At 42.2% G+C, this 19,852-nt stretch carries 19 protein-coding genes; 6 read left to right on the top strand and 13 right to left on the bottom strand.

All coding sequences use genetic code 11. The features are described 5' to 3' along the window. Positions 1 to 112: 112 nt before the first annotated feature. Positions 113 to 1,684 carry an alpha-N-arabinofuranosidase gene (locus tag ACEN2L_RS07645; RefSeq protein WP_441742992.1) on the top strand — a complete coding sequence of 524 codons (1,572 nt, stop codon included), beginning with the start codon at positions 113 to 115 and terminating at the stop codon, positions 1,682 to 1,684. A 29-nt stretch (positions 1,685 to 1,713) separates the two neighbouring features. Here ACEN2L_RS07645 and ACEN2L_RS07650 read toward each other — a convergent pair whose 3' ends face one another. The 7 genes from ACEN2L_RS07650 to ACEN2L_RS07680 all read right to left on the bottom strand — a co-directional run bounded on the left by ACEN2L_RS07650 (position 1,714) and on the right by ACEN2L_RS07680 (position 8,381). Continuing rightward, a complete protein-coding gene (locus tag ACEN2L_RS07650) occupies positions 1,714 to 2,934 on the bottom strand; it encodes a multidrug effflux MFS transporter (RefSeq protein WP_306021984.1) in 1,221 nt (406 codons plus the stop codon). 197 nt (positions 2,935 to 3,131) lie between these two features. Continuing rightward, positions 3,132 to 5,063: an alpha/beta hydrolase family protein gene (locus ACEN2L_RS07655; protein ID WP_441742994.1), complete on the bottom strand. Its 1,932-nt coding sequence runs from the start codon at positions 5,061 to 5,063 to the stop codon at positions 3,132 to 3,134. A 65-nt stretch (positions 5,064 to 5,128) separates the two neighbouring features. Further along, positions 5,129 to 5,605 carry a histidine phosphatase family protein gene (locus tag ACEN2L_RS07660; protein ID WP_441742996.1) on the bottom strand — a complete coding sequence of 159 codons (477 nt, stop codon included), beginning with the start codon at positions 5,603 to 5,605 and terminating at the stop codon, positions 5,129 to 5,131. Beyond that, complete coding sequence (gene can, locus ACEN2L_RS07665) at positions 5,598 to 6,188, bottom strand: carbonate dehydratase (RefSeq protein ID WP_306021987.1); 591 nt, start codon at positions 6,186 to 6,188, stop codon at positions 5,598 to 5,600. Before can ends, ACEN2L_RS07660 begins: the two co-directional genes overlap by 8 nt. Positions 6,189 to 6,251: 63 nt before the next feature. After that, positions 6,252 to 7,196, bottom strand: coding sequence for a sodium-dependent bicarbonate transport family permease (locus ACEN2L_RS07670; RefSeq protein ID WP_441742998.1), 945 nt, complete (start codon positions 7,194 to 7,196; stop codon positions 6,252 to 6,254). 83 nt (positions 7,197 to 7,279) lie between these two features. Then, positions 7,280 to 7,891 carry a hypothetical protein gene (locus ACEN2L_RS07675; protein WP_441742999.1) on the bottom strand — a complete coding sequence of 204 codons (612 nt, stop codon included), beginning with the start codon at positions 7,889 to 7,891 and terminating at the stop codon, positions 7,280 to 7,282. Beyond that, a complete protein-coding gene (locus ACEN2L_RS07680) occupies positions 7,881 to 8,381 on the bottom strand; it encodes an RNA polymerase sigma factor (protein ID WP_306021990.1) in 501 nt (166 codons plus the stop codon). The genes ACEN2L_RS07675 and ACEN2L_RS07680 overlap by 11 nt, the downstream gene beginning before the upstream one ends. Positions 8,382 to 8,593: 212 nt before the next feature. Here ACEN2L_RS07680 and ACEN2L_RS07685 point away from each other — a divergent pair, with 212 nt between their 5' ends. Continuing rightward, on the top strand, positions 8,594 to 8,866 hold the full coding sequence (locus ACEN2L_RS07685; RefSeq protein WP_306021991.1) for a hypothetical protein: 273 nt from the start codon (positions 8,594 to 8,596) through the stop codon (positions 8,864 to 8,866). On the opposite strand, the gene ACEN2L_RS07690 is transcribed toward ACEN2L_RS07685, so the two are convergent. Next, the gene (locus tag ACEN2L_RS07690) at positions 8,861 to 9,760 is read right to left on the bottom strand and encodes a DMT family transporter (protein ID WP_306021992.1); all 900 of its coding nucleotides are present in this window, start codon (positions 9,758 to 9,760) and stop codon (positions 8,861 to 8,863) included. The genes ACEN2L_RS07685 and ACEN2L_RS07690 overlap by 6 nt on opposite strands. Before the next feature lie 171 nt (positions 9,761 to 9,931). Between ACEN2L_RS07690 and ACEN2L_RS07695 the strand changes: the two genes are divergently transcribed. Both ACEN2L_RS07695 and ACEN2L_RS07700 read left to right on the top strand, forming a co-directional pair. Beyond that, positions 9,932 to 11,392 (top strand): M20 family peptidase, encoded by a 1,461-nt coding sequence (locus tag ACEN2L_RS07695; protein ID WP_441743002.1) that lies wholly within the window; start codon positions 9,932 to 9,934, stop codon positions 11,390 to 11,392. Between the two features lie 35 nt (positions 11,393 to 11,427). Next, entirely contained in the window at positions 11,428 to 12,729 is a 1,302-nt protein-coding gene (locus ACEN2L_RS07700) for an amidohydrolase family protein (RefSeq protein ID WP_441743004.1), read from the top strand. A 37-nt stretch (positions 12,730 to 12,766) separates the two neighbouring features. On the opposite strand, the gene ACEN2L_RS07705 is transcribed toward ACEN2L_RS07700, so the two are convergent. From ACEN2L_RS07705 to proB, 5 genes are all read right to left on the bottom strand, one after another. Beyond that, positions 12,767 to 13,144 carry a hypothetical protein gene (locus tag ACEN2L_RS07705; RefSeq protein WP_441743006.1) on the bottom strand — a complete coding sequence of 126 codons (378 nt, stop codon included), beginning with the start codon at positions 13,142 to 13,144 and terminating at the stop codon, positions 12,767 to 12,769. A gap of 45 nt (positions 13,145 to 13,189) precedes the next feature. After that, positions 13,190 to 13,597: a GFA family protein gene (locus ACEN2L_RS07710; protein ID WP_306022317.1), complete on the bottom strand. Its 408-nt coding sequence runs from the start codon at positions 13,595 to 13,597 to the stop codon at positions 13,190 to 13,192. Further along, positions 13,594 to 14,070, bottom strand: coding sequence for an HAD family hydrolase (locus ACEN2L_RS07715; RefSeq protein ID WP_306022318.1), 477 nt, complete (start codon positions 14,068 to 14,070; stop codon positions 13,594 to 13,596). Before ACEN2L_RS07715 ends, ACEN2L_RS07710 begins: the two co-directional genes overlap by 4 nt. 14 nt (positions 14,071 to 14,084) lie before the next feature. Further along, a complete protein-coding gene (locus ACEN2L_RS07720) occupies positions 14,085 to 15,335 on the bottom strand; it encodes a glutamate-5-semialdehyde dehydrogenase (protein ID WP_441743008.1) in 1,251 nt (416 codons plus the stop codon). A gap of 72 nt (positions 15,336 to 15,407) precedes the next feature. Continuing rightward, the gene (proB, locus tag ACEN2L_RS07725) at positions 15,408 to 16,502 is read right to left on the bottom strand and encodes a glutamate 5-kinase (protein ID WP_306022320.1); all 1,095 of its coding nucleotides are present in this window, start codon (positions 16,500 to 16,502) and stop codon (positions 15,408 to 15,410) included. Positions 16,503 to 16,774: 272 nt separating this feature from the next. Between proB and ACEN2L_RS07730 the strand changes: the two genes are divergently transcribed. Both ACEN2L_RS07730 and ACEN2L_RS07735 read left to right on the top strand, forming a co-directional pair. Continuing rightward, complete coding sequence (locus ACEN2L_RS07730; RefSeq protein WP_441743011.1) at positions 16,775 to 19,264, top strand: M1 family metallopeptidase; 2,490 nt, start codon at positions 16,775 to 16,777, stop codon at positions 19,262 to 19,264. Between the two features lie 5 nt (positions 19,265 to 19,269). Further along, positions 19,270 to 19,785 (top strand): DUF6702 family protein, encoded by a 516-nt coding sequence (locus ACEN2L_RS07735; RefSeq protein WP_372340915.1) that lies wholly within the window; start codon positions 19,270 to 19,272, stop codon positions 19,783 to 19,785. The last annotated feature ends 67 nt before the right edge of the window (positions 19,786 to 19,852 follow it).

The raw sequence follows: 19,852 nt of genomic DNA on the forward strand, positions 1-19,852 counted from the left end.
ATTTAGTAAAGGCATAGCTAAATTAGCCGCTTTTAGTAACAATTTTTTAACGTTAATCTTAATCTCCAAGCGATGATTACAACAACGCGAACGCTCGATTAGGAAATAAAGCATGAAGATGAGAATAACCACGAAAGTCAAACAGCTCCTTATATTATCAGCCTCACTACTGACCTTAAGTGCGACTGCAAAAGAAGACGTTGTCGATATCAGCGTTGATATTACAAAGCCCGGCAGCGAACTAAACAAGAACATTTATGGCCAATTTATGGAGCATCTTGGCAGAGGAATTTACGAGGGTATCTGGGTCGGTAAAAATTCGTATATACCCAACAAAGAGGGTTATCGATTAGATGTGTTGCAGGCGTTAAAAGACTTACAAGTTCCACTGTTGCGTTGGCCAGGGGGATGTTTTGCTGATGAATATCATTGGCAAGATGGCATCGGCCCACGTGAATCAAGACCGAAAACAGTGAACAGTAACTGGGGTGGGGTGATTGAAGATAATGCCTTTGGAACTCATGAATTTTTTGCGTTAGCTGAAATGCTTGGCGCAGAAACCTATGTAAACGGCAACCTCGGCACTGGTACTGCGCGAGAAATGGCTGAGTGGCTGCATTACATGACATCTGATGCTGATACTACCTTAGTGGCACAAAGACGCGCTAACGGCCATCCTAAGCCATTTAAAGTTGACTATTTTGCTATCGGCAACGAAGCATGGGGCTGTGGGGGTAATATGACGCCTGACTATTACAGCGATCTTTTTAAACAGTATGCTGGCTTTCTGAAGGCTCCAACTGACAATTTTCCGAAAATAATCGCCAGTGGCGGCACTGACACACAAACTATCTGGACAGAAACCCTGCTTGAAAAGGTGAAGCCGTCTTGGAGTTTGCGCATGGACGCCATAAGCCACCATTATTATACCTTGCCTACCGGCAAGTGGGACGTCAAAGGCTCAGCGACCGGTTTTTCTGAGCAAGAGTGGTTTTCAACTTTATATAATACCTTAAAAATTGAAGACTTTATTCAAGCTAATGTCGCCATCATGGACAAATTTGACCCTGAGAAAAAAATCGGCTTTTATGTGGATGAATGGGGCACATGGTATGACGTAGATAAGGGTACAAATCCAGGTTTTTTATATCAGCAAAACACGCTTAGAGACGCCGTACTCACCGGTCTGAACATTCATATATTTAATCGATATGCAGACCGAGTACAAATGACGAACATTGCTCAAATGGTAAATGTATTACAAGCGATGATCTTAACTGATAAAGAAAAAATGGTATTAACGCCGACGTATTACGCTTTCAAAATGCACATTCCCTTTCAAGATGCCGTATCGCTTCCTGTCAGCTTAAGTGCCACGCCTAGATATCAGTTTGACGATGAGAGCATTCCTGCTCTTAGCGCTTCCGCCGCGAAAGCAAAAGATGGCAATACCTACTTATCATTGGTCAATACCAGTGTAAGCAACGAAATGATGCTCAAACTCCAGAATATCAAACAAGCTGAAGGTTGGATGTTAACTGGCGATAAGATGGATACTCACAACACCTTTGAGCAACCAAACAACATTGCCCCCACTATGTTCATTGTCGCAGTTACCAAGGGAAAAACCACCATTACCATACCTGCAAAATCACTCATTGTTTTAAATCTAGGTAAACTGTAATAGCACTCAGCCCCTCATCCGAGGGGGCTTTATTTATGCTCTGCAAACCAGTAAAAACTCAATGATAAGGCGCCAAAAACCACAAAACCGATGGCAACCGGCGTTATGGTATCGTTTATAAAACTGCCAACTAATACGGCAGTTGGTACAGAGAACAAGCTACTAAGCGAGCCAATAATCGCCGCCCCAAGTCCCGCCATATCGCCGAGTGGCTGCATCGCCATTGAATTAACATTGCCAAACAAAATGCCAATACAGAAAAATGCACAAAATAATACTGAAACAAATTGCCACAACGGAGGTATTCCCTCATAAATAAAGCACAAAATAGTGAGCAATACTGAAAATAACAACCAGCCAAACATCGCCCAATTACAGAGTAATCGCATACCGAGTCGCATCACTAAGGTGCCATTGATAAACGACGCTAAACCAATCGAGAAAGCCAATAAAGCGAAATACAAGGGAAACATCTCCCCTGTGTCATAGACATGCTGAAATAAGGTTTGTGAAGCACTGATATAGGCCAAAAACCCCCCAAAAATCAACCCCATAGCAATGGTATAAAACATCACTAACTTATGGGTCAAAATAAACTTACTTGAGATCCAAAGTTGTCGCCAACTAAAGGGTTTGCGCTTTTCTTTTGGTAGGGTTTCAGGTTGGCGAATAAAAAACCAAATACCGGTTAATAAACCAATGACCAAAAATGAAGAAAAAATATGATGCCAAGAAAACATAAATAAAATAGCTTGGCCAAAACTAGGAGCAAGCATAGGCACTAAAATAAAGACCATCATGATGAACGACATAACACGCGCCATGGCATCACCCTCATATTGATCTCGGATGACGGCCAAGGCAGCGATACGCGGCCCCGAAACACCAAATGCCTGAATTACTCGGCCTATCAACATGACGGTTAATGTCTCGGCAAACATACATACCACCGAGCCGATAGCAAAAATAATCAAACCTGAAATGATGGCATAACGACGACCTTTGTCGTCTGACACAGGACCATAATAGAGCTGACCAAAACCCATACCAATGAAAAACAACGAGACAATTAAATGGGTTTGCTGAGGATCAACAATAGCGAGATCTCGACCTATTTGGTCGAGTGCTGGCAGCATGGCATCAATGCTTAGTGCAACGAGGGAGGTCATCAGTGCCATTAACGACACAAACTCGATTAAACCTAAGGCAGGTTTAATTTTTTTCTTTTTTACTTCTACGGTGGATGACATGAATATAGCCCTTTTCTTGAGGGCAAATTCTATCACCTTCGAACTTTAGGTCTCATCACTTTATTTACTTTCGGTATAAATTTATTGCTGGCTAAACACGTATATAATCCGTGGTTCGAAACTATTTTTAGTGTTTTTATTATCTATGCCGAAAAAAAGGCCAGTCTTAGCCAGACTAGCCTGCGATTCGAAGGGTGTTAATGGGTTGTAGGATTAAGGTATTTTTTTAAAAAAGTGTCCATCTCTGCAAATACACGATGTCTATTTCGTTGAATCGACAAATAATGGTCACCGCTTTTAAGTTCAACGTATTTCACGTTAGCGTCAAGATCTTCTAGCTCCTCAGCCATTTCTCGACTTTGCCTGACATCAACGACGCGATCATCTTCACCATGCATCAATAAAATGGGGATTTTAATTTTATCAGCATGGTAATAAGGAGATCGCGCTTCAAGATCGTCTTCATCTTCACCAATTTGCTTTCTAATAAACTTTTTATTTAAAAAATACCGGCTTTTGCTAACCAACATGTCCAAATCCATTACGCCGGCAAAACTCACTGCACATTGAAATAAATCAGGTGTTTTTATCGCGGCCATGATAGCGGCATAACCACCGTAACTGGCGCCGACTATGCACATCTTCGTTGGATCAGCTATTTTTTGCTCCACCAGCCAATTTGCCGCATCCGTTAAATCGTCTTGCATGGTTAAACCCCAAGCCTGCATTTGGCTTTCAGCAAACTGCCGACCATAACCAGTGGAACCTCGAAAGTTGGGTCTAAACACCGCATACCCTCGATCAGCAAAATAGGATGTCCAGTAGTCAAAGCCATCATATTCTCTTGCACCAGGACCACCATGTGGATGCAAAATAGTAGCAATTGGCCCTTCGGTATTTTTAGGCAAGGTCAAATAGCCTTCTATTTTTGTGCCATCCCGCGTGGCATAAGTCACTAAGTTGTGTTCGCTGAGCTTATCAATCGGCAGGGAAGGATATTGTTCAAAAGCTAAATGGATAGTTCTTTCCTTTCGATCACCAATAAAATACGCCCCCGGCGTAAAATCATTTTCTGAATAAATCGTGTAAATATTTTCGTCATCGCTAAAATCAACCAGATAATTGCTGGTATCAGGCATTGCAGCATTAATGGCTTTTTGAAACTTATCGTAGTTTTCATCCCAGTAAATTCTCCCCCCGTCACTATTAGAATGACGAATGCCTATCACATCATTACTTTTTCGTGAATAAATCAGTGAGCCATCAAAATCATAATCAGGGTCTGCAAAAACCAAGGTACTAAGCTTTGTCGTTAAATCAATTTTGTACAAGGCAAGTTTGTCGTCGTTGTAGGCTTTGTAATACAAAATATTGGGATCGTTAGCAAAGCCTAAAGGCCTAATTCCAGGCTCTTCTAGGGCATTATATTCGAACATTTTATGCCAGGTTTGATCGTCACCGATTTTAATTCGAAACGAAGCTTCACCGGTTTTATAATCTAATGCTTTACCCAAGCGCAAGTTACCCTGCCTATCAGCCGTCCAATCTATCACATCCATTTTACCGCGTTCTATCCGGGTTTTTCTGCGGCTATAGATATTTAACTTATACACAGAGGGGAGGTTAGGTATATCTAAATCTATTGCGACCAAAATGTGATCAGGATCACCAGGCAAAAAAGAGACAACCTCATCTTGAAATTGCGATACATGCTCACTTTTTGAGTTAGCTCTAATTAGATTACGAGGCTTAATGTCTTTCTCGTCGACATCAATAGCCAATAAACGAGTTTCTTTAAACGCCACTGAGCGGGTTTTGCTGGCATAGCCGATACTTACAATAATGGTTTTTTCATTGGCCCACTGAAACCAATTTATCTTTACGTCTTCATTGTCAGACTTAACTAAGCGCTTTTTGTCTCCCGTTTCTAAATTTAAGGTTGTTAAAAGCGATATTTCTGGATTTTGAATATTTTCAATAAAGGCTATTTGACTACCATTGGGCGATAAATCAAGCCCACTCACACTGGGTAATTGACTAAAGCTACTGAGTGGTAGCTCTGCAGAAAAAACGCTGTTTAAAAAAATTAAGGCACTGAAAAAACAAAGGTTGCTAACACTCCTTGTCATACTAACATTCCAATATTTACATTATATTAACCTGAAGTGTACCACCAAAATTTAACGACAAGAACCTACTTTGCGCGCAAAATTTGACTCTGCAGTTCAAGTTTACCGTGCACCTTAGATAGAACAAATAATTGACCGTAGTCTTGCTCAGTCAAGTTATCTATCACGCCGCCCATAAGCCTGATAAGTTGCCCAGTGGTATTACTGTGTCCAACCACAATAACATGATTGCGTTGCGCTAACTGCTGGGCTAACTGAGCCAATTGAGTGGGGTCATAAAGTATAGGGCTCAAGCCTCTATCTACAGCCAAAGGGCTGACAGAGTCCAAGGTACGATTATACGCCGTGGAATAGATGTGACTAATTGGTTTATTGTTGAGAGCCTGCACTAGGGCTTCTGCGCGTTGTTTACCTAATTCAGATAGCTGGGGGTCATCACCACTTAATTTTTCAAAATGACGAATAAAATACCATGTTTGTTCCTCAGCAAAGCTGCTGAGGGAATGACAAAACAGCAGGCATAAAATTAAAATCTTAGTCATTTATTTTCGCTAAATCTTTTAAACGGCCATTCCGCAAACTGTAAATCCAGCTGTGAATGGTTAAATCTTGGCCTCGCTTAATGGCATCTTTTACAATATTGCTACGCCGGACGTTGGCGGCTTGTTCTAGTACATTTAATTCACATAAACGAGCGGATTTGTCATGAGCGCTGAGGTCGGCCAGCTCGGCTCGATGTTTATAGGCGATATCTTTGATATGCCCCAACCAATTATCAATTAGTCCTAACTGCTGATCTTGCAGCGCAGCATCAATACCACCACATCCATAATGCCCACATACAATGACATGCTTCACTTTTAAAACGTCTACCGCATATTGCAGCACCGACAGACAGTTGAAGTCTGTATGCACAACCAGGTTAGCCACATTCCGATGAACAAAGATATCACCCGGAATTAATCCAACAATTTGATTAGCGGGAACACGGCTGTCAGAACAACCGATCCATAAATATTCTGGCTTTTGCCGCTTAGCTAAACGGTCAAAAAAACCGGGATCGGCTTCATTTGTCGACTCTGACCAATTTTTATTATTTTCAAGCAGTTGATTAATTTCGTTCATATACCCTCACAGTGAGCGCGCAGTATAAAGAAACACATTATTTGAACAAGTCCAACCATATGCCTAATGAAGTAACCAGTTAATAATTTGATGATAAAAACTAATACCTAAAATCACATTAAATGGAAATGTTACACCTAAAGAAGCCAGCATCGCTAAGCCTATATCCGCCTCCTTGATACTGCTTTTTATAGCCGCAGGGGCCGCAATATAAGACGCACTGGCCAACAAACTCGCGAGGATAACGATAGTGCCTTCAGATAAGCCTAAAACGATCCCAGCACCAATACCCACGAATGCCAGTAACGTTGGCGCAATTAAGGCGAACATCAACAAACGCCAATGTTGAACAGGCAGAGGCCTTAATGTTTCAGCCGCAACTAAGCCCATTTCCAATAAAAAGATGGCCAGAACCGCTTTAAAAGCGCCGGTAAATAACTCAGTTACCTCAGAGCCTGTTTGATAACCATACATAAACCCGATCACCACACCGCCAAGCAACAAAATAACACCGCGATTAGTAAAGGATTCATGCCATAAATTGGTCATGGCAGTTCCGCTCGCTTGAGCTTGAGAATAACGACGATATAACAGCAAACCTACTACGATTGCGGGTAATTCAAGCAATACTAAATACAGAGTAACCTGCGCGGCAGTGTCAAGCTGATTAGCTTCTATATAGGCGAGGGCAACAGCAAAGGTACCCGCGCTTACTGAGCCATAGTGGGCAGCGATACTGGCACTATCAGCCAAAGAAAGCCGAATTATCTTGGTCAAAAACGGGAACAACACCAAAGGAATCACGGCACCTATCGCGCCTACCATGAACAACTCAGGAACCAATTGCCAATGCAAGTTACCATGTAAAGCCATGCCACCTTTTAACCCTATGGTTAACATGAGCAATAAGCTCATGGTGTCATAGGCCGCTTTTGGCACTTTAAGGTCAGATCGCACTAGGCCCGCAATAAGGCCTAGCAGAAAAAACATCACAACAATATCAGGCATAAACCGCGGCTTCCATTTTATATGTGCAATAAAGTGCCTACAGAATAAAGCCTATTTTGCAGCTTTCAATAGCTGCAATGTTTTTATAAGAGTGTTTCGGAGTCTGGCTCTAATAAGGCTTGTTCAAGCGCAGCTAACTCCCTACTAAATCGTTTTGCTCGTCTGTCGGCCCAAATCCAAAAAAGAGGGGTAAAAGCAGCCAAGATAGCCAGCGATATTACGCCTTTTTTTGCCACGACAGCCAATGACACGTCATCAACATAAAACATACCGGCATAAAATATAACGATTGCGAGTACCATCCAAAGCGATAAATCGCGATTAAATTTAGCAATTTTTATATTGCTCATAAGCTGTTTTTTCAACTGTTCGATAAATGATTCGGTAATAAGATTTGACCAACTTAAGGCAAAACGCCGTAAATAGCTAAAGTATACCGCGGTAACACCTGCAAAAAAGGTCAGAATCGCCATCCATGTTTTGGCAAACACGCCCAATTTGTCGAACGCAATATAAAATGCACCTAACATAAAAAGCACACCGATAAGATCAAAAACAAAATACAAACGTTGTTTATACTGCACTTTTCGCCATTTCTGTTTAACAGAGCCGAGCCCCACTACCTCGGTTTGCTGTTGTTGCCACATCGAACTCAATATATCGGTTTCATCATGAGTTTCATTTTTACTGTTCATGTTTTATCGCCTCTAGCAATACTTTCTTACTTCGATTTAATATCACGCCAACGTTAGTAACTTTAATACCGCACACCTCAGCGATGTCCTGATAGCTCAGGCCTTCCATCGAAAGGGTGACAATTTGACGAGTTTGAATAGGGAGCTTCCGCACTTCGTTGAGCAGAGTTGTGACTTGTTGCTGTTGTGCCATCGTGGTTTCAGAACTTGCCGTAGGACTGGGACTAGCTTGTGTCATTTCACAATAGCTGGCGCTTTTTGGTGTTTTAATATGATATGCAACATGACTAATTGCACGGTTGTGTGCCACGCGTAATATATAGGTTTTAAGGCTGCTATCCCCTTTGAAAGTGCGCAAAGATTGCCACACAGCTAAGGATATTTCTTGCAGCAGCTCTTGGCGTAAATGATGGTTTGCTTCGTAACTTGTAGCCACACGACTCAGCAAAGCGCCATATTCGCTTAATATTGAATTAAAATCCTGACTCAAACCGTTTCCTACTTTTCCGACTTGTTCATTAGGGTGTAAAGCCTTAGTCAACCATCAATAAAAAAACTTACATCGTTGTGTAATAAAAAATCATACAAACTGACTACCACATTTAAGTCCTCTGTAAGTATGGAGCGCCAGCATAGATCTATGGCCACATGTATAGAGACTTTCAAGCAGAACTTAACTCTTTACTGATACAGGAAATAAATATGAGCGTACTCGGAATTATCGTAATAATATCAGGTGTGTTGGCGATGTCTTTACTTGTTGCTTGGCTAGATCATGCCAAAGGTTGGCAATTCAGTAAGTGGATAAATGGCACTGTAGATAACCCATTTAGTCCATCTAAAGCCTCAGCATTAACTAAAAATACCCTAGAAAACGAGCTGACAATCAGTCAACTTAAAGAACGTATCCAAACCTTAGAAAAAATTGTTACTGAGCCAGCCTATGAGCTTAATAAAAAAATAAACAATTTATGAGAGTTTTGAATGCAGCATGGGTAAAGGGATTTTACCCATGGCTATTGCGTTGCCAAACAATACGATACACACCCCAAAAACTGACTCTATATGCCATTGATAGCCTTCAAAAAAGGTCGACAATATCAAGGCAACAATAGGGTAGACTAATACTACATAGGCCGCTTTATCAGATCCCATTTGTCTGAGCAGTTTCATATATGCCCCAAAAGCCAATACTGAACCGAATAAAGATAAGTACAGCATCGAAAAATAGTAGTGAGGATTTCGGGGAATACTCCAAACAATATCTTGTGAAAAAGCAAAAGCGAAAATGCATAACACACCATAACTCATCGCCCAAAAGTTCATTTGGATTACAGGGGTGCCGTGGTCGAGAATGCGTTCAGAAATGACATTGCCAAGACCGGCAAAGAAGAAAGAAACAAACGCAAAACCAATACCTAATAACAACAAACGGTCAGCACTAATAAGGGCAAACTCAGGTTTAAATATCAAGCCTATGCCCACTAAGCCGCAGGTAGCGCCAACAATCACTTCGCTGCGCATGGGCTTTTTCAACAAAACACGGCGTAACACCACATTGATGTACACCATACAGGAACTCATTACAGCCACAATCGCACTGATGATATATTGCTGACTTTGGTACAACATCGTGTAATCCAAGGCATACAGACACAAGCCAGCTAAGGCCATTTTAAAGTGAATGTGCAGAGGAAGCCGTAAGGATAACTTTTTAAAAAAACAATAAGTGCCGAGGATTACCGCCGCGAAAGAAAAGCGTAAGCCCACAGATAAAATCGGATCGATTTCTCCAAATTGAAAAGTAATTGCTAACCACGTTGAGCCCCAAATAAGCACAACAATAGTGAATAAACTTGTATTAGACACGGCGCCCAAACCCCTACTTCAAAAAGGATTGTAGAGTAACAAATTGCTAAGTGTGCTGACTATCTGCCTTTCGCTAATTCCTCCTTTGCATCCGATAATGCTTGCTAGTCTTTTGCTCCTTGCTTTGGCTATACTGCCATCACGGTCCGTTAGCTCGCTGATTTACTCCCTATGAAAAAATTTTTTTCGATCATCCTTATTTTATTGATTATCGTCGCAGCGGTGTTGCTTTACCGCGCGAATACTCACTTTGCTAATCAGCAGTATCAGGTTAGTCAGCCACTTGAGCCCATCGAGCTAAACCAATCTGCGGTGCTTGAAAGATTTAGCCAAGCAATTCAAATTAAAACGATCTCGTATGACGACCGTAGTCAGTTTGACCATCAGGCGTTTGCGGCATTTCATGATTATCTTGCAACATCGTTCCCACTAGTTACTCAGCACACCGAACAAACTCGAATTGATAATTACAGTATTGTTTACCATTTAAAAGGTCAAAACCAACAACTACAACCGGCCTTATTTATGGGGCATATGGATGTGGTACCCATTGAAGAAGCCAGTTTAGCTCAGTGGCAACAGCCTCCATTTAGCGGAAAAATAGTTGATGACGTGATTTGGGGCCGTGGCACCATTGATGACAAAGTCAGTGTTGTTGCATTAATGGAAGCCATGGAACGTTTAATTTCAGAGGGCATTCAACCACAGCGCAGTATCTATTTTGCCTTTGGCCATGATGAAGAAGCGGGCGGAGAAGGCGCAAAAGCCGTAGCACGGTATTTTGCCGAACAGAACGTTCGTTTTGAATTTATCCTCGATGAAGGAGGAGTAGTAACCGATGGCATTATACCCGGCCCCTCTCAGCCGGTCGCCTTGGTGGGTATTGCTGAAAAAGGGTTTGTTAACTTTGAACTAAGCGTTCAAGGTGAAGGAGGCCATTCCTCGCAACCACCCGAGCACACAGCAGCGGGTATAGTAGCCCAAGCCATTGTTAACATTGAAAATAATCCTTTTTCGACCAAGCTCGATTTTTTTGAATTAATGTTTGCCCATATTGGTTTTGCTACACCGCTTTCAAGCCGACTACCATTAGCCAACTTATGGCTACTCTCACCACTAGTTGAAAAAATCTTATTGTCGAAAACCAGTTCAGCTGCAGGCGTGCGTACTACAACGGCAGTGACCATGCTACAAGGGAGTAATAAATCTAACGTATTACCCACCGTTGCCAGCGCGGTAGTCAACTTCAGAATATTACCAGGTGACACAATCGACAGTATTCGTCAGCATCTAGAAGAGGTGATCGACAACCCTTTAGTGCAATTAGAGGCACAATTGGCAAACGAAGCATCAACAGTTTCATCTACAGAATCCTTAGGATTTAAGCTTATAGAAAGCACAATAAGACGGCTAGATGACCAGATTTTAGTCGCACCTTACCTTGTACTGGGTGCAACAGATTCTCGTCATTTTCAGGGGCTATCAGACAATATATATCGCTTTATGATGGTCAGTTTAAACCCTACAACGCTAAAACAGTTTCACGGCGTAAATGAACAGATTAGCGTAAAAGACTATTTGCAAGCGATTCAATTTTATTACGCTATAGTAAAACAGGCCGCCGAAGGCTAAGGGTAGTTTTCAAAAGACGCTAAACAGGAAATCAAATGAATATTCGTAAAAAAGGACTCACCTTGGGGCTATTTCTTGTTAGCTGCCTTATCCATTTCGTCACCCTCGCCAACACCAAAGTACTGCATATCGGCAAACTGCTTGCCGAACCAGGCAAATCCGTCAGCACCCAACAAACCATGGTGATTGAAGATAGCGTGATTAAACAAATTATTCAGGGATATCAAGCGCCTGAGTCATTTGGCGAAAATGTTGAATTTATTGATTTAAAAGATCGCTTTGTTATGCCCGGGCTAATGGACATGCATGTGCATTTACAATTTGAATTGGGTCCTAAAAATGACAGCGAAAGCTTAAAAATGTCAGATCAGCTTGTCGAAATGCGGTCTCTGATGTTTGCCATGCGCACCCTCAAAGCTGGTTTTACTACCGTGCGCGATGTAGGCTCAATGAGCCAAGAAATGTACGCCATGCGTGATGCCATCAATAATGGCTGGGTGGAAGGCCCCCGCATCATTGCAGCGGGTGGTGTTGGCATCACTGGCGGCCACGCTGATGTAAGTGGTGTTAAGCCTGAACTTATGGAGCTGTATACCCAACCAACAGTGTGTGACGGCCCCTATGACTGTCGGCGAGCCACGCGAAATGCAATTAAATATGGCGCTGATTTAATTAAAATCACCTCTACCGGCGGTGTACTCACTGATCGCGCAACAGGTACTGGCCAACAAATGGAGATGGATGAGCTAAAAGAAGTGGTGTTAGCCGCTAAACGCATGGGTCGCAAAGTGGCCAGCCACGCTCACCAAGAAGATGGTATTATCGCTGCCCTTGAAGCAGGTGTTGATAGTATTGAACACGGCAGTTACGCAGGTGAAAAAGCTTTTAGATTGTTTAAGAAAACCGGCGCCTATTTAGTGCCGACTTTACTGGCTGGTTATACCGTAGTTGAAATGGCGCAAAACTCCGACTTTATGAGCCCCGCCATTAAAGATAAAGCCATTAAGGTCGGAGGTGATATGCAGGGTAACCTTGCTAGAGCCTATAAAGCTGGAGTAAAAATAGCCTTTGGGACAGACAGCGGTGTGTCACAACACGGCACTAATGCCTATGAAGCCGTGCTCATGGCAGAGGCGGGTATGAACAATGTGGATATCTTAAAATCAGCCACCATCAACGCAGCTGACCTAATAGGAATGACAGACAAAATAGGCACTCTGGAGGTGGGCAAACAAGCCGATATGATTGCCACTGATGGCTCACCAATAGACGATATCAAACAACTGCTTGATGTGGATTTCGTTATGAAAGACGGCAAGGTTTTTGTAAAAAAATAAAGCCTTAGCAGGCGAGGTTTATACAACCGTCTGCAAGTTAACGCGGCTGTTCAAACAATCTATTGTGATTAGCATACAGCCACGTTAAGCCACACAGGACTAAGGTCAGCGGCACAAAGACTAACTCAAATTGATCACCTAGTATGGCTCGGTACTTTACTGACCAAAATAAAGCAAAAAAGCAGTGTGCCGTCAGTAGAAAGCCAATCCAAAAATTAACTAAATTAGCCCACTTACGTTTGTGCAAACCGAACCACGCAAGATTTCCAAATAATACCGTGAGTACTAAAATAACAGTGGGAATAATATAGTGCTTACCAATAATAAAGGTCTGCAACACGGCCACAGCTCCTACACAGGATAGAAGCGCCATTAGCCAGTCAAAGGAGTTATGTAAGGCGAGTTTTTTCTGCATTGTTGTAATTTTCTCTATTTGGTTAGGCTAAGTCCTTAGCCTAACTCATTCTGGAAAGCCAACACAATGCTTTGCCAATAAAGCTGCATCGTACCAAGCAGCTCTTTCGGCCCAAAAGATATTATGGCTTGGCGTTATTGTGGGTTGGTCATCCAAAACGCCTGCAGGCACGATGAGTGCGTTGCCACTTTTATTCACAAAGGGCAGACCACAGCCGCATTGTGCACAAAACACCTTGCTAAAGCTGCGTTTGGGATCATCATAACGTGTGATATTTTCTTCGCCGCTAAACCATTGAATGTTATCAGGCTGAGTGAATAAGTGTGCGACATGAGCTGAGCCAGTTATTTTTTGACATTGTCGGCAGTGACATAAATAAAAACACTTAAACTCGTTCTTTAAACTGAATGTAACTGTGCCGCATAAACAGCTTCCAGCAAGAGTATTACTCATATAAACGCACCAACTTCCCCAAAGTGAACATGTGAGGCTAGCGCAATAGGAATCGGATGTCGATGCGGATTGTACCAAAGGGCTTTTAAACCTGCCGACAAGGCAGGATAAATATCATTTTCTAATGAGTCGCCAATCATGGTGACGTCAGATGCGGTTACATCGAGGTGCCTAAGAATTGCATGAAAATAATGAGTGTCGTTTTTGCCACAGCCTAAATTTTCATAGCAAAACACCTGATCAATATACGCATTTAAACCGGCTTTTTGTAGGGCTTGCCGAATTTGGTTTAGCCCGGAATCACGAGCGTTAGTCGCTAAGTGGCATCGACCTTGTTGAGACAGCCTCTCTACATAAGTTTTAGCACCGGCGATAACATCTAGACGAGGCCAGTCACACATTGGCCCTGAATAATTGGGGTTATCCACCATAAGGGTATTACCCCAATCAAACAGATAGTGCTTTGTTGTCATGTTGCGTCGATGTATTAAGCGCGTACTTCACCTTCGCCCATTACAATAAACTTCTCTGTAGTAAGTGATTCCGCTCCCATTGGCCCATAAGCATGCAGCTTGCTGGTGGATATCCCAATTTCTGCGCCTAAACCTAATTGCCCACCATCAGAAAAACGAGAAGAGGCGTTCGTCATCACCACTGCTGAGTTAATACGTCGAATAAAAGTTTGAGCTTTGGAGTAGTCTTGCGTTGCGATAACTTCAGTATGGCCTGAACCATAATCCTCAATGTGCTCTATGGCTTGCTCAAAATCGTCTACTACCCGAATAGCAATTTCCATGGCCAAATATTCTGCATGCCAATCGTCTTCAGTGGCTGCGCTGGCACCTTCAAAATAGCCGAGGCTGCGTTCACAAGCATGCACTTTTACCCCATGTTGTGCCAATAAATTCGCGGCTTTAGGTAAGTAGCTCGCAGAAATGTCTTTGTGTACTAATAAGGTTTCTAATGAATTACACGCGCTGGTGCGCTGAGTTTTACCATTTTCCAATAAACTAAGCGCTTTGCTCTCATCTGCCGCATCGTCAACATACAAGTGGCATACGCCTTTAAAATGCTGAATAACAGGAATTCGACTGTTTTCACTGACAAATCGAATCAAGCCTTCACCACCTCGGGGGATTATTAAATCAACATATTGATTGAGGGTCATGAGTTCGTTCATCACTTTACGATCGGTATCAGGCACAACCACTACCGCAGCTGGATCTAAACCGTGTTTTTCTAGTGCTAGTTTAATAGACTCTGCGAGGGCTAAATTAGAATGTAATGCTTCTTTACCGCCTCGTAAAATTACCGCATTACCCGCTTTTAAACACAGCGCCGCGGCATCAATGGTTACATTAGGGCGTGATTCATAGATCATCGCAATGACGCCCAAAGGAATACGCATTTTACCCACTTGGATACCGCTGGGCATGCGTTGAATGTTCGAGATTGCCCCTACAGGATCGGCTTGTGCTGCGATTTCTAAAACGGCACTAGCAATGTCTTTAATACGCTCAGGAGACAGGCTTAGGCGGTCTAACATAGCACTGTCTAAACCGTTGGTTTTACCATCACGTAAATCAATGTCATTGGCGGCTAATATTTGAGACGTTTGTTCAATGAGTGAGTGAGCGATATCGGTCAATAAAGCATTTTTTTGGACTGCTGATAAATTAGCAACCTGACGAGCCGCTTTTTTTGCTAAAGCAGCTGAATGAGAAATAGAAAATGACATATTGTTTCCTTATTTATCGATCTTTTGTCCAACAAGATCATTATTTGAGGTGAGCAGCTGGTGGATTTCACCTTATATCAACACAAGGTCATCTCTATGAACGGCTGCTTCACCGACTGAGTACCCAAGCGTTGTTTCAATTAAACTGCTCTTGAGGCCTTTAATACTGGCCAGATCTGCGGCGTTATATAACACCAGACCTTTTGCTACTACCACTTGATTGCACTCTATATTGACGGCTTCACCCGCCACAAAATTGCCTGCAACGCCAATGATACCTGAGGGCAATAATGATGCTCCTTTGTTTATCAAAGCCTGCTTAGCGCCTTCATCAATGATGATACTACCCTTGGTCTTAAGGCTATGCTTGAGCCAGGCATCGCGAGCTCGCTCTCGACTTTGATTAGGTACAAATAAAGTACCTGGCAATTTGTTAGCGGCTAATTCGTCAAAAACAGCTGCGTTTCGGCCATTTACAATTAGGGTTTGAATACCACTTTTAACGCATTTTTCAGCAGCTTGAATCTTAGTACGCATCCCCCCCGTACCAACACTACTGCCTGCGCCACCAGCGATTTGATAAATTTCAGGCGTAATATCACGCACTTCTTTTATCAGTTTTGCTTGTGGATTACTCCGCGGATCAGCATCGTATAAACCATCAATATCTGAGCAAATAATCAAGGTATCAGCTTCAGCAACTAAAGCTGTATAAGCTGCTAGGTTATCATTATCGCCGACTTTTAGCTCGGCTGTTGCAACAGTATCGTTTTCATTAACTATGGGCAAAGCCTGATTTTTCAACAATTCGCGCAAAGTATTCTTAATATTCACATAACGAGTTCGATTGTGTAAATCGTCAGCAGTCAGCAAAATTTGTGCACAATCAAAGTCAAACATCGAGGCCCAATTGGCCATCATCTGCATTTGGCCGATAGCCGCCATCGCTTGTTTTTCAGCGATAGACGGCCGGTGTTTATGGGCGATTTTACCTCTTCCAGCTGCCACACTGCCTGATGACACCAAAATCACTTCTTTACCCTTTTTCCGACTCTCACTAATGAAACGCGCTATGGCGGCTAAATAAAGCGTGCTGCACTGATTATCTGGGGCAATGAGGCTACTACCAACTTTTATTACTGCACGTTTCCACTCAAAGGGGGGCATGATTGTCTCCAATAAAATTTATGCGCTGAGATTACGATAAACCGCCCATTAAACAAGGCCTAGTTGTTATAAGCTATGGTGGAAAATACTGACTCATTTGAACAAATTAAGACATATATCAGGAATAGAGATGCAATCAGTCTTAAAAATAGGGCTTTCGACCGAAAAACCATGCCACTGACAGCTATTTAAATTTATAGTAAGGTGATCGCTATCAGATTATGGCCGCGCCTCGTCTGAACAAAAATTATAACGACTTATCAGGGAACAACATGTTCAATAAATTCTTAAGAGTAACAGTGCTGTCGGTAATAACCGTTTCAGCCTTGGGTTCTTTTGCATCGCACGCCGCTATCCAACAGACCAAGGGTGATTTTGAAGACAAATTTCGTCAGCTAGATGAAGTACTTCCCACGCCAAACGTCTATCGGAATGCAGCGGGTGAACCTGGCCATAAATACTGGCAACAACGTGTTGACTACAACATTAAAGTCACGTTAGACGAAGAAAAGCGCCGACTTGATGGGGTAGAAACCATTACTTACCACAACAATTCACCCGATACCTTGAAGTATTTGTGGTTGCAACTTGATCAAAATGTTTACCGTCCCGATTCTATGGCGTCAAAAACCAATACCTTTGGCGGTATCGGTAACCGAGGTCCAGCAACGCAATCAGCAAGCAACGATAAACCCGCACAATTGAGCTTAGGGGCTATTCGACGTCAACATTTTATTGATGACCATGAATTGGGTTACAACATTAAATCAGTAAAAGACAAATCAGGAAAAAGTCTGCACTACGTGATTGTTGGCACTAACATGCGTGTTGATTTGCCCCAACCGTTAAGAACTGGAAAAGAGTTTGATTTTGTTATCGAATTTGGTTTTAACATCGTCGAAGAAGACGCGGTATCGGCTCGCGCGGGTTACGAGCATTTTCCTGATGACGAGCGAGAAGGCGGTAATGACATTTTCTTGTTAGCGCAATGGTATCCTCGTCTACACGCTTACACAGACTATGAAGCATGGACCAATAAAGAGTTTTTAGGGCGGGGCGAATTTACCTTAGAATTTGGTGATTTTGAGGTAGAGATGACCGTTCCAGCTGATCACATTGTCAGCTCAACAGGTACCTTAGAAAATGCTAGTAGCGTATTAACCTCAACACAACGTAAACGCTTAAAAGAGGCTGAAAAAGCAGACCGTATCGTTTTTGTGGTAACTGAAGAAGAAGCCTTAGAAAACGAGAAAGAAGGCACTGACAAGCAAAAAACGTGGAAGTTTAACGCGAAAAACGTTCGTGATTTTTCGTGGGCATCATCGCGTAAATTTATGTGGGATGCCAAAGGCTATGCGCAAGGAGGCTCTGATCAGCCTCTTGTAATGGCGATGTCTTTTTATCCAAAGGAAGGCGGCGATCTATGGAAAAAATATTCTACTGAATCCATCGTACATACCTTAGAGGTCTATTCACGCTTCTCTTTTGATTATCCTTATCCGGTTGCACAGTCAGTCAATGGCCCTGTGGGTGGTATGGAATATCCGATGATTACCTTTAATGGTCCACGTACTGAATTACAAAAAGATGGTTCACGTACGTATTCTCAGTCTGAAAAACGCTTTTTAATTGGCGTTGTTATTCATGAAGTTGGTCATATTTATTTTCCAATGACAGTTAACTCAGATGAACGTCAATGGACTTGGATGGATGAAGGAATTAACAGCTTTTTAGATGGTGTAGCGGGTCGCGAATGGGATCCTACAATTCCTTGGGGTGTTGAACCTCGCGATATCGTTGATTATATGAAAGGCAGTGTTCAAGTACCGATTATGACGCAATCAGACAGCGTATTAAGACTTGGCCCTAATGCCTACACCAAACCTGCCGCAGCGCTTAATATATTGCGTGAAACCATCCTAGGTCGTGAGTTGTTTGATTTTGCCTTTAAAGAATACGCTCAACGTTGGAAGTTTAAACGTCCAACGCCTTCAGATTTCTTCCGTACCATGGAAGAAGCCTCTGGTGTTGATTTAGATTGGTTTTGGCGTGGCTGGTTTTACACCACCGATCATGTTGATATTTCATTAGACAATGTTTACAAATTGCGTCTTGATACAAAAGATCCTGACATCGACTTTGCTCGTGAACGTCAACAAGAATTAGACAAACCTATGTCGTTAACCGACGAGCGCAATAAAGCTGAAGGTATTGAACTTTGGGTTGACCGTTTTGCCGATTTAAAAGATTTCTACGATGACAACGATCGGTTTACTGTGACTAACAAAGAGCGCAACAGCTATCAGAAATTTCTCAAGGACTTAAAACCATGGGAACGTGAAGCCTTTGAACGTGCAGTAAAAGAAGATAAAAATTACTACGTAATGGATTTTTCTAATCTTGGTGGTTTGGTTATGCCGATTATACTGGAGCTAACCTTTGCTGATGGAACAAAAGAAAATCAGTATATTCCAGCTGAAATTTGGCGTCGCTCGGCTAAATCAGTGAGCAAGTTAATTATTACGGATAAAGAAAAAGAATTGGTTAGTGTAACCGTTGACCCTCGCTGGGAAACCGCAGACGTGAACGTAAATAATAACCACTATCCTCGTCAAATTATACCTTCTCGTATCGAAGCGTATAAATCGAAGAAAAGCACCAGTAAAGTGGCTCGCGACATCATGCAAGACATTAAAACTGAGCTGAAAAAAGATGAGGAAAAAAACGATGATCAATCTAAAGCAGAAGCAGTTGAGCAATAATAATTGTGAAAAATAAGTGCTTAGCGCTAATTTGGGGGACGCTGCTAGTTGCAGCGTCTTCTGTTTATGCGCATCAACAGAAAACCGCCATCAGTACAGTACTGTTTAATCCTAGAAGTAATAACATTGAAATCATGCATCGTTTTGACATTCATGATGCCGAACATGCAGTAAAAGAAATATTTGGCAAAGGTGCAGATATTCTTGACTCAAAAGAGACTCAGCAGCAGTTTAGCGACTATGTCAGTAAACGCTTCTATTTATTTAACAGTAAAAATACACCGCTCCCTTTAAAGTTGGTTGGCTTCGAAAAAGACGGAAAGTTTTTTTGGGTATACCAAGAAACCGAACAACCAACCCAACTCACTAACATGATTATTCGCAATGATGCGCTAAGAGATATCTGGCCACTGCAAGTTAACACCATTAATGTCGAAGGAAAGGGGGATATTCAAACCTTAACTTTTAGCGACTCGGTGGAACTTTTGAGTGTGGAATTTGGTGCTAAACAAGATCATTAAATGCGAATTTGATCTGAATCAAGATCGTAAAATGAGGAAACAATTACACTCTCCTTGAACTGTAAAA

Source organism: Flavobacterium sp. W21_SRS_FM6 (genome assembly GCF_052119645.1).
GTDB lineage: Bacteria > Pseudomonadota > Gammaproteobacteria > Enterobacterales > Alteromonadaceae > Paraglaciecola.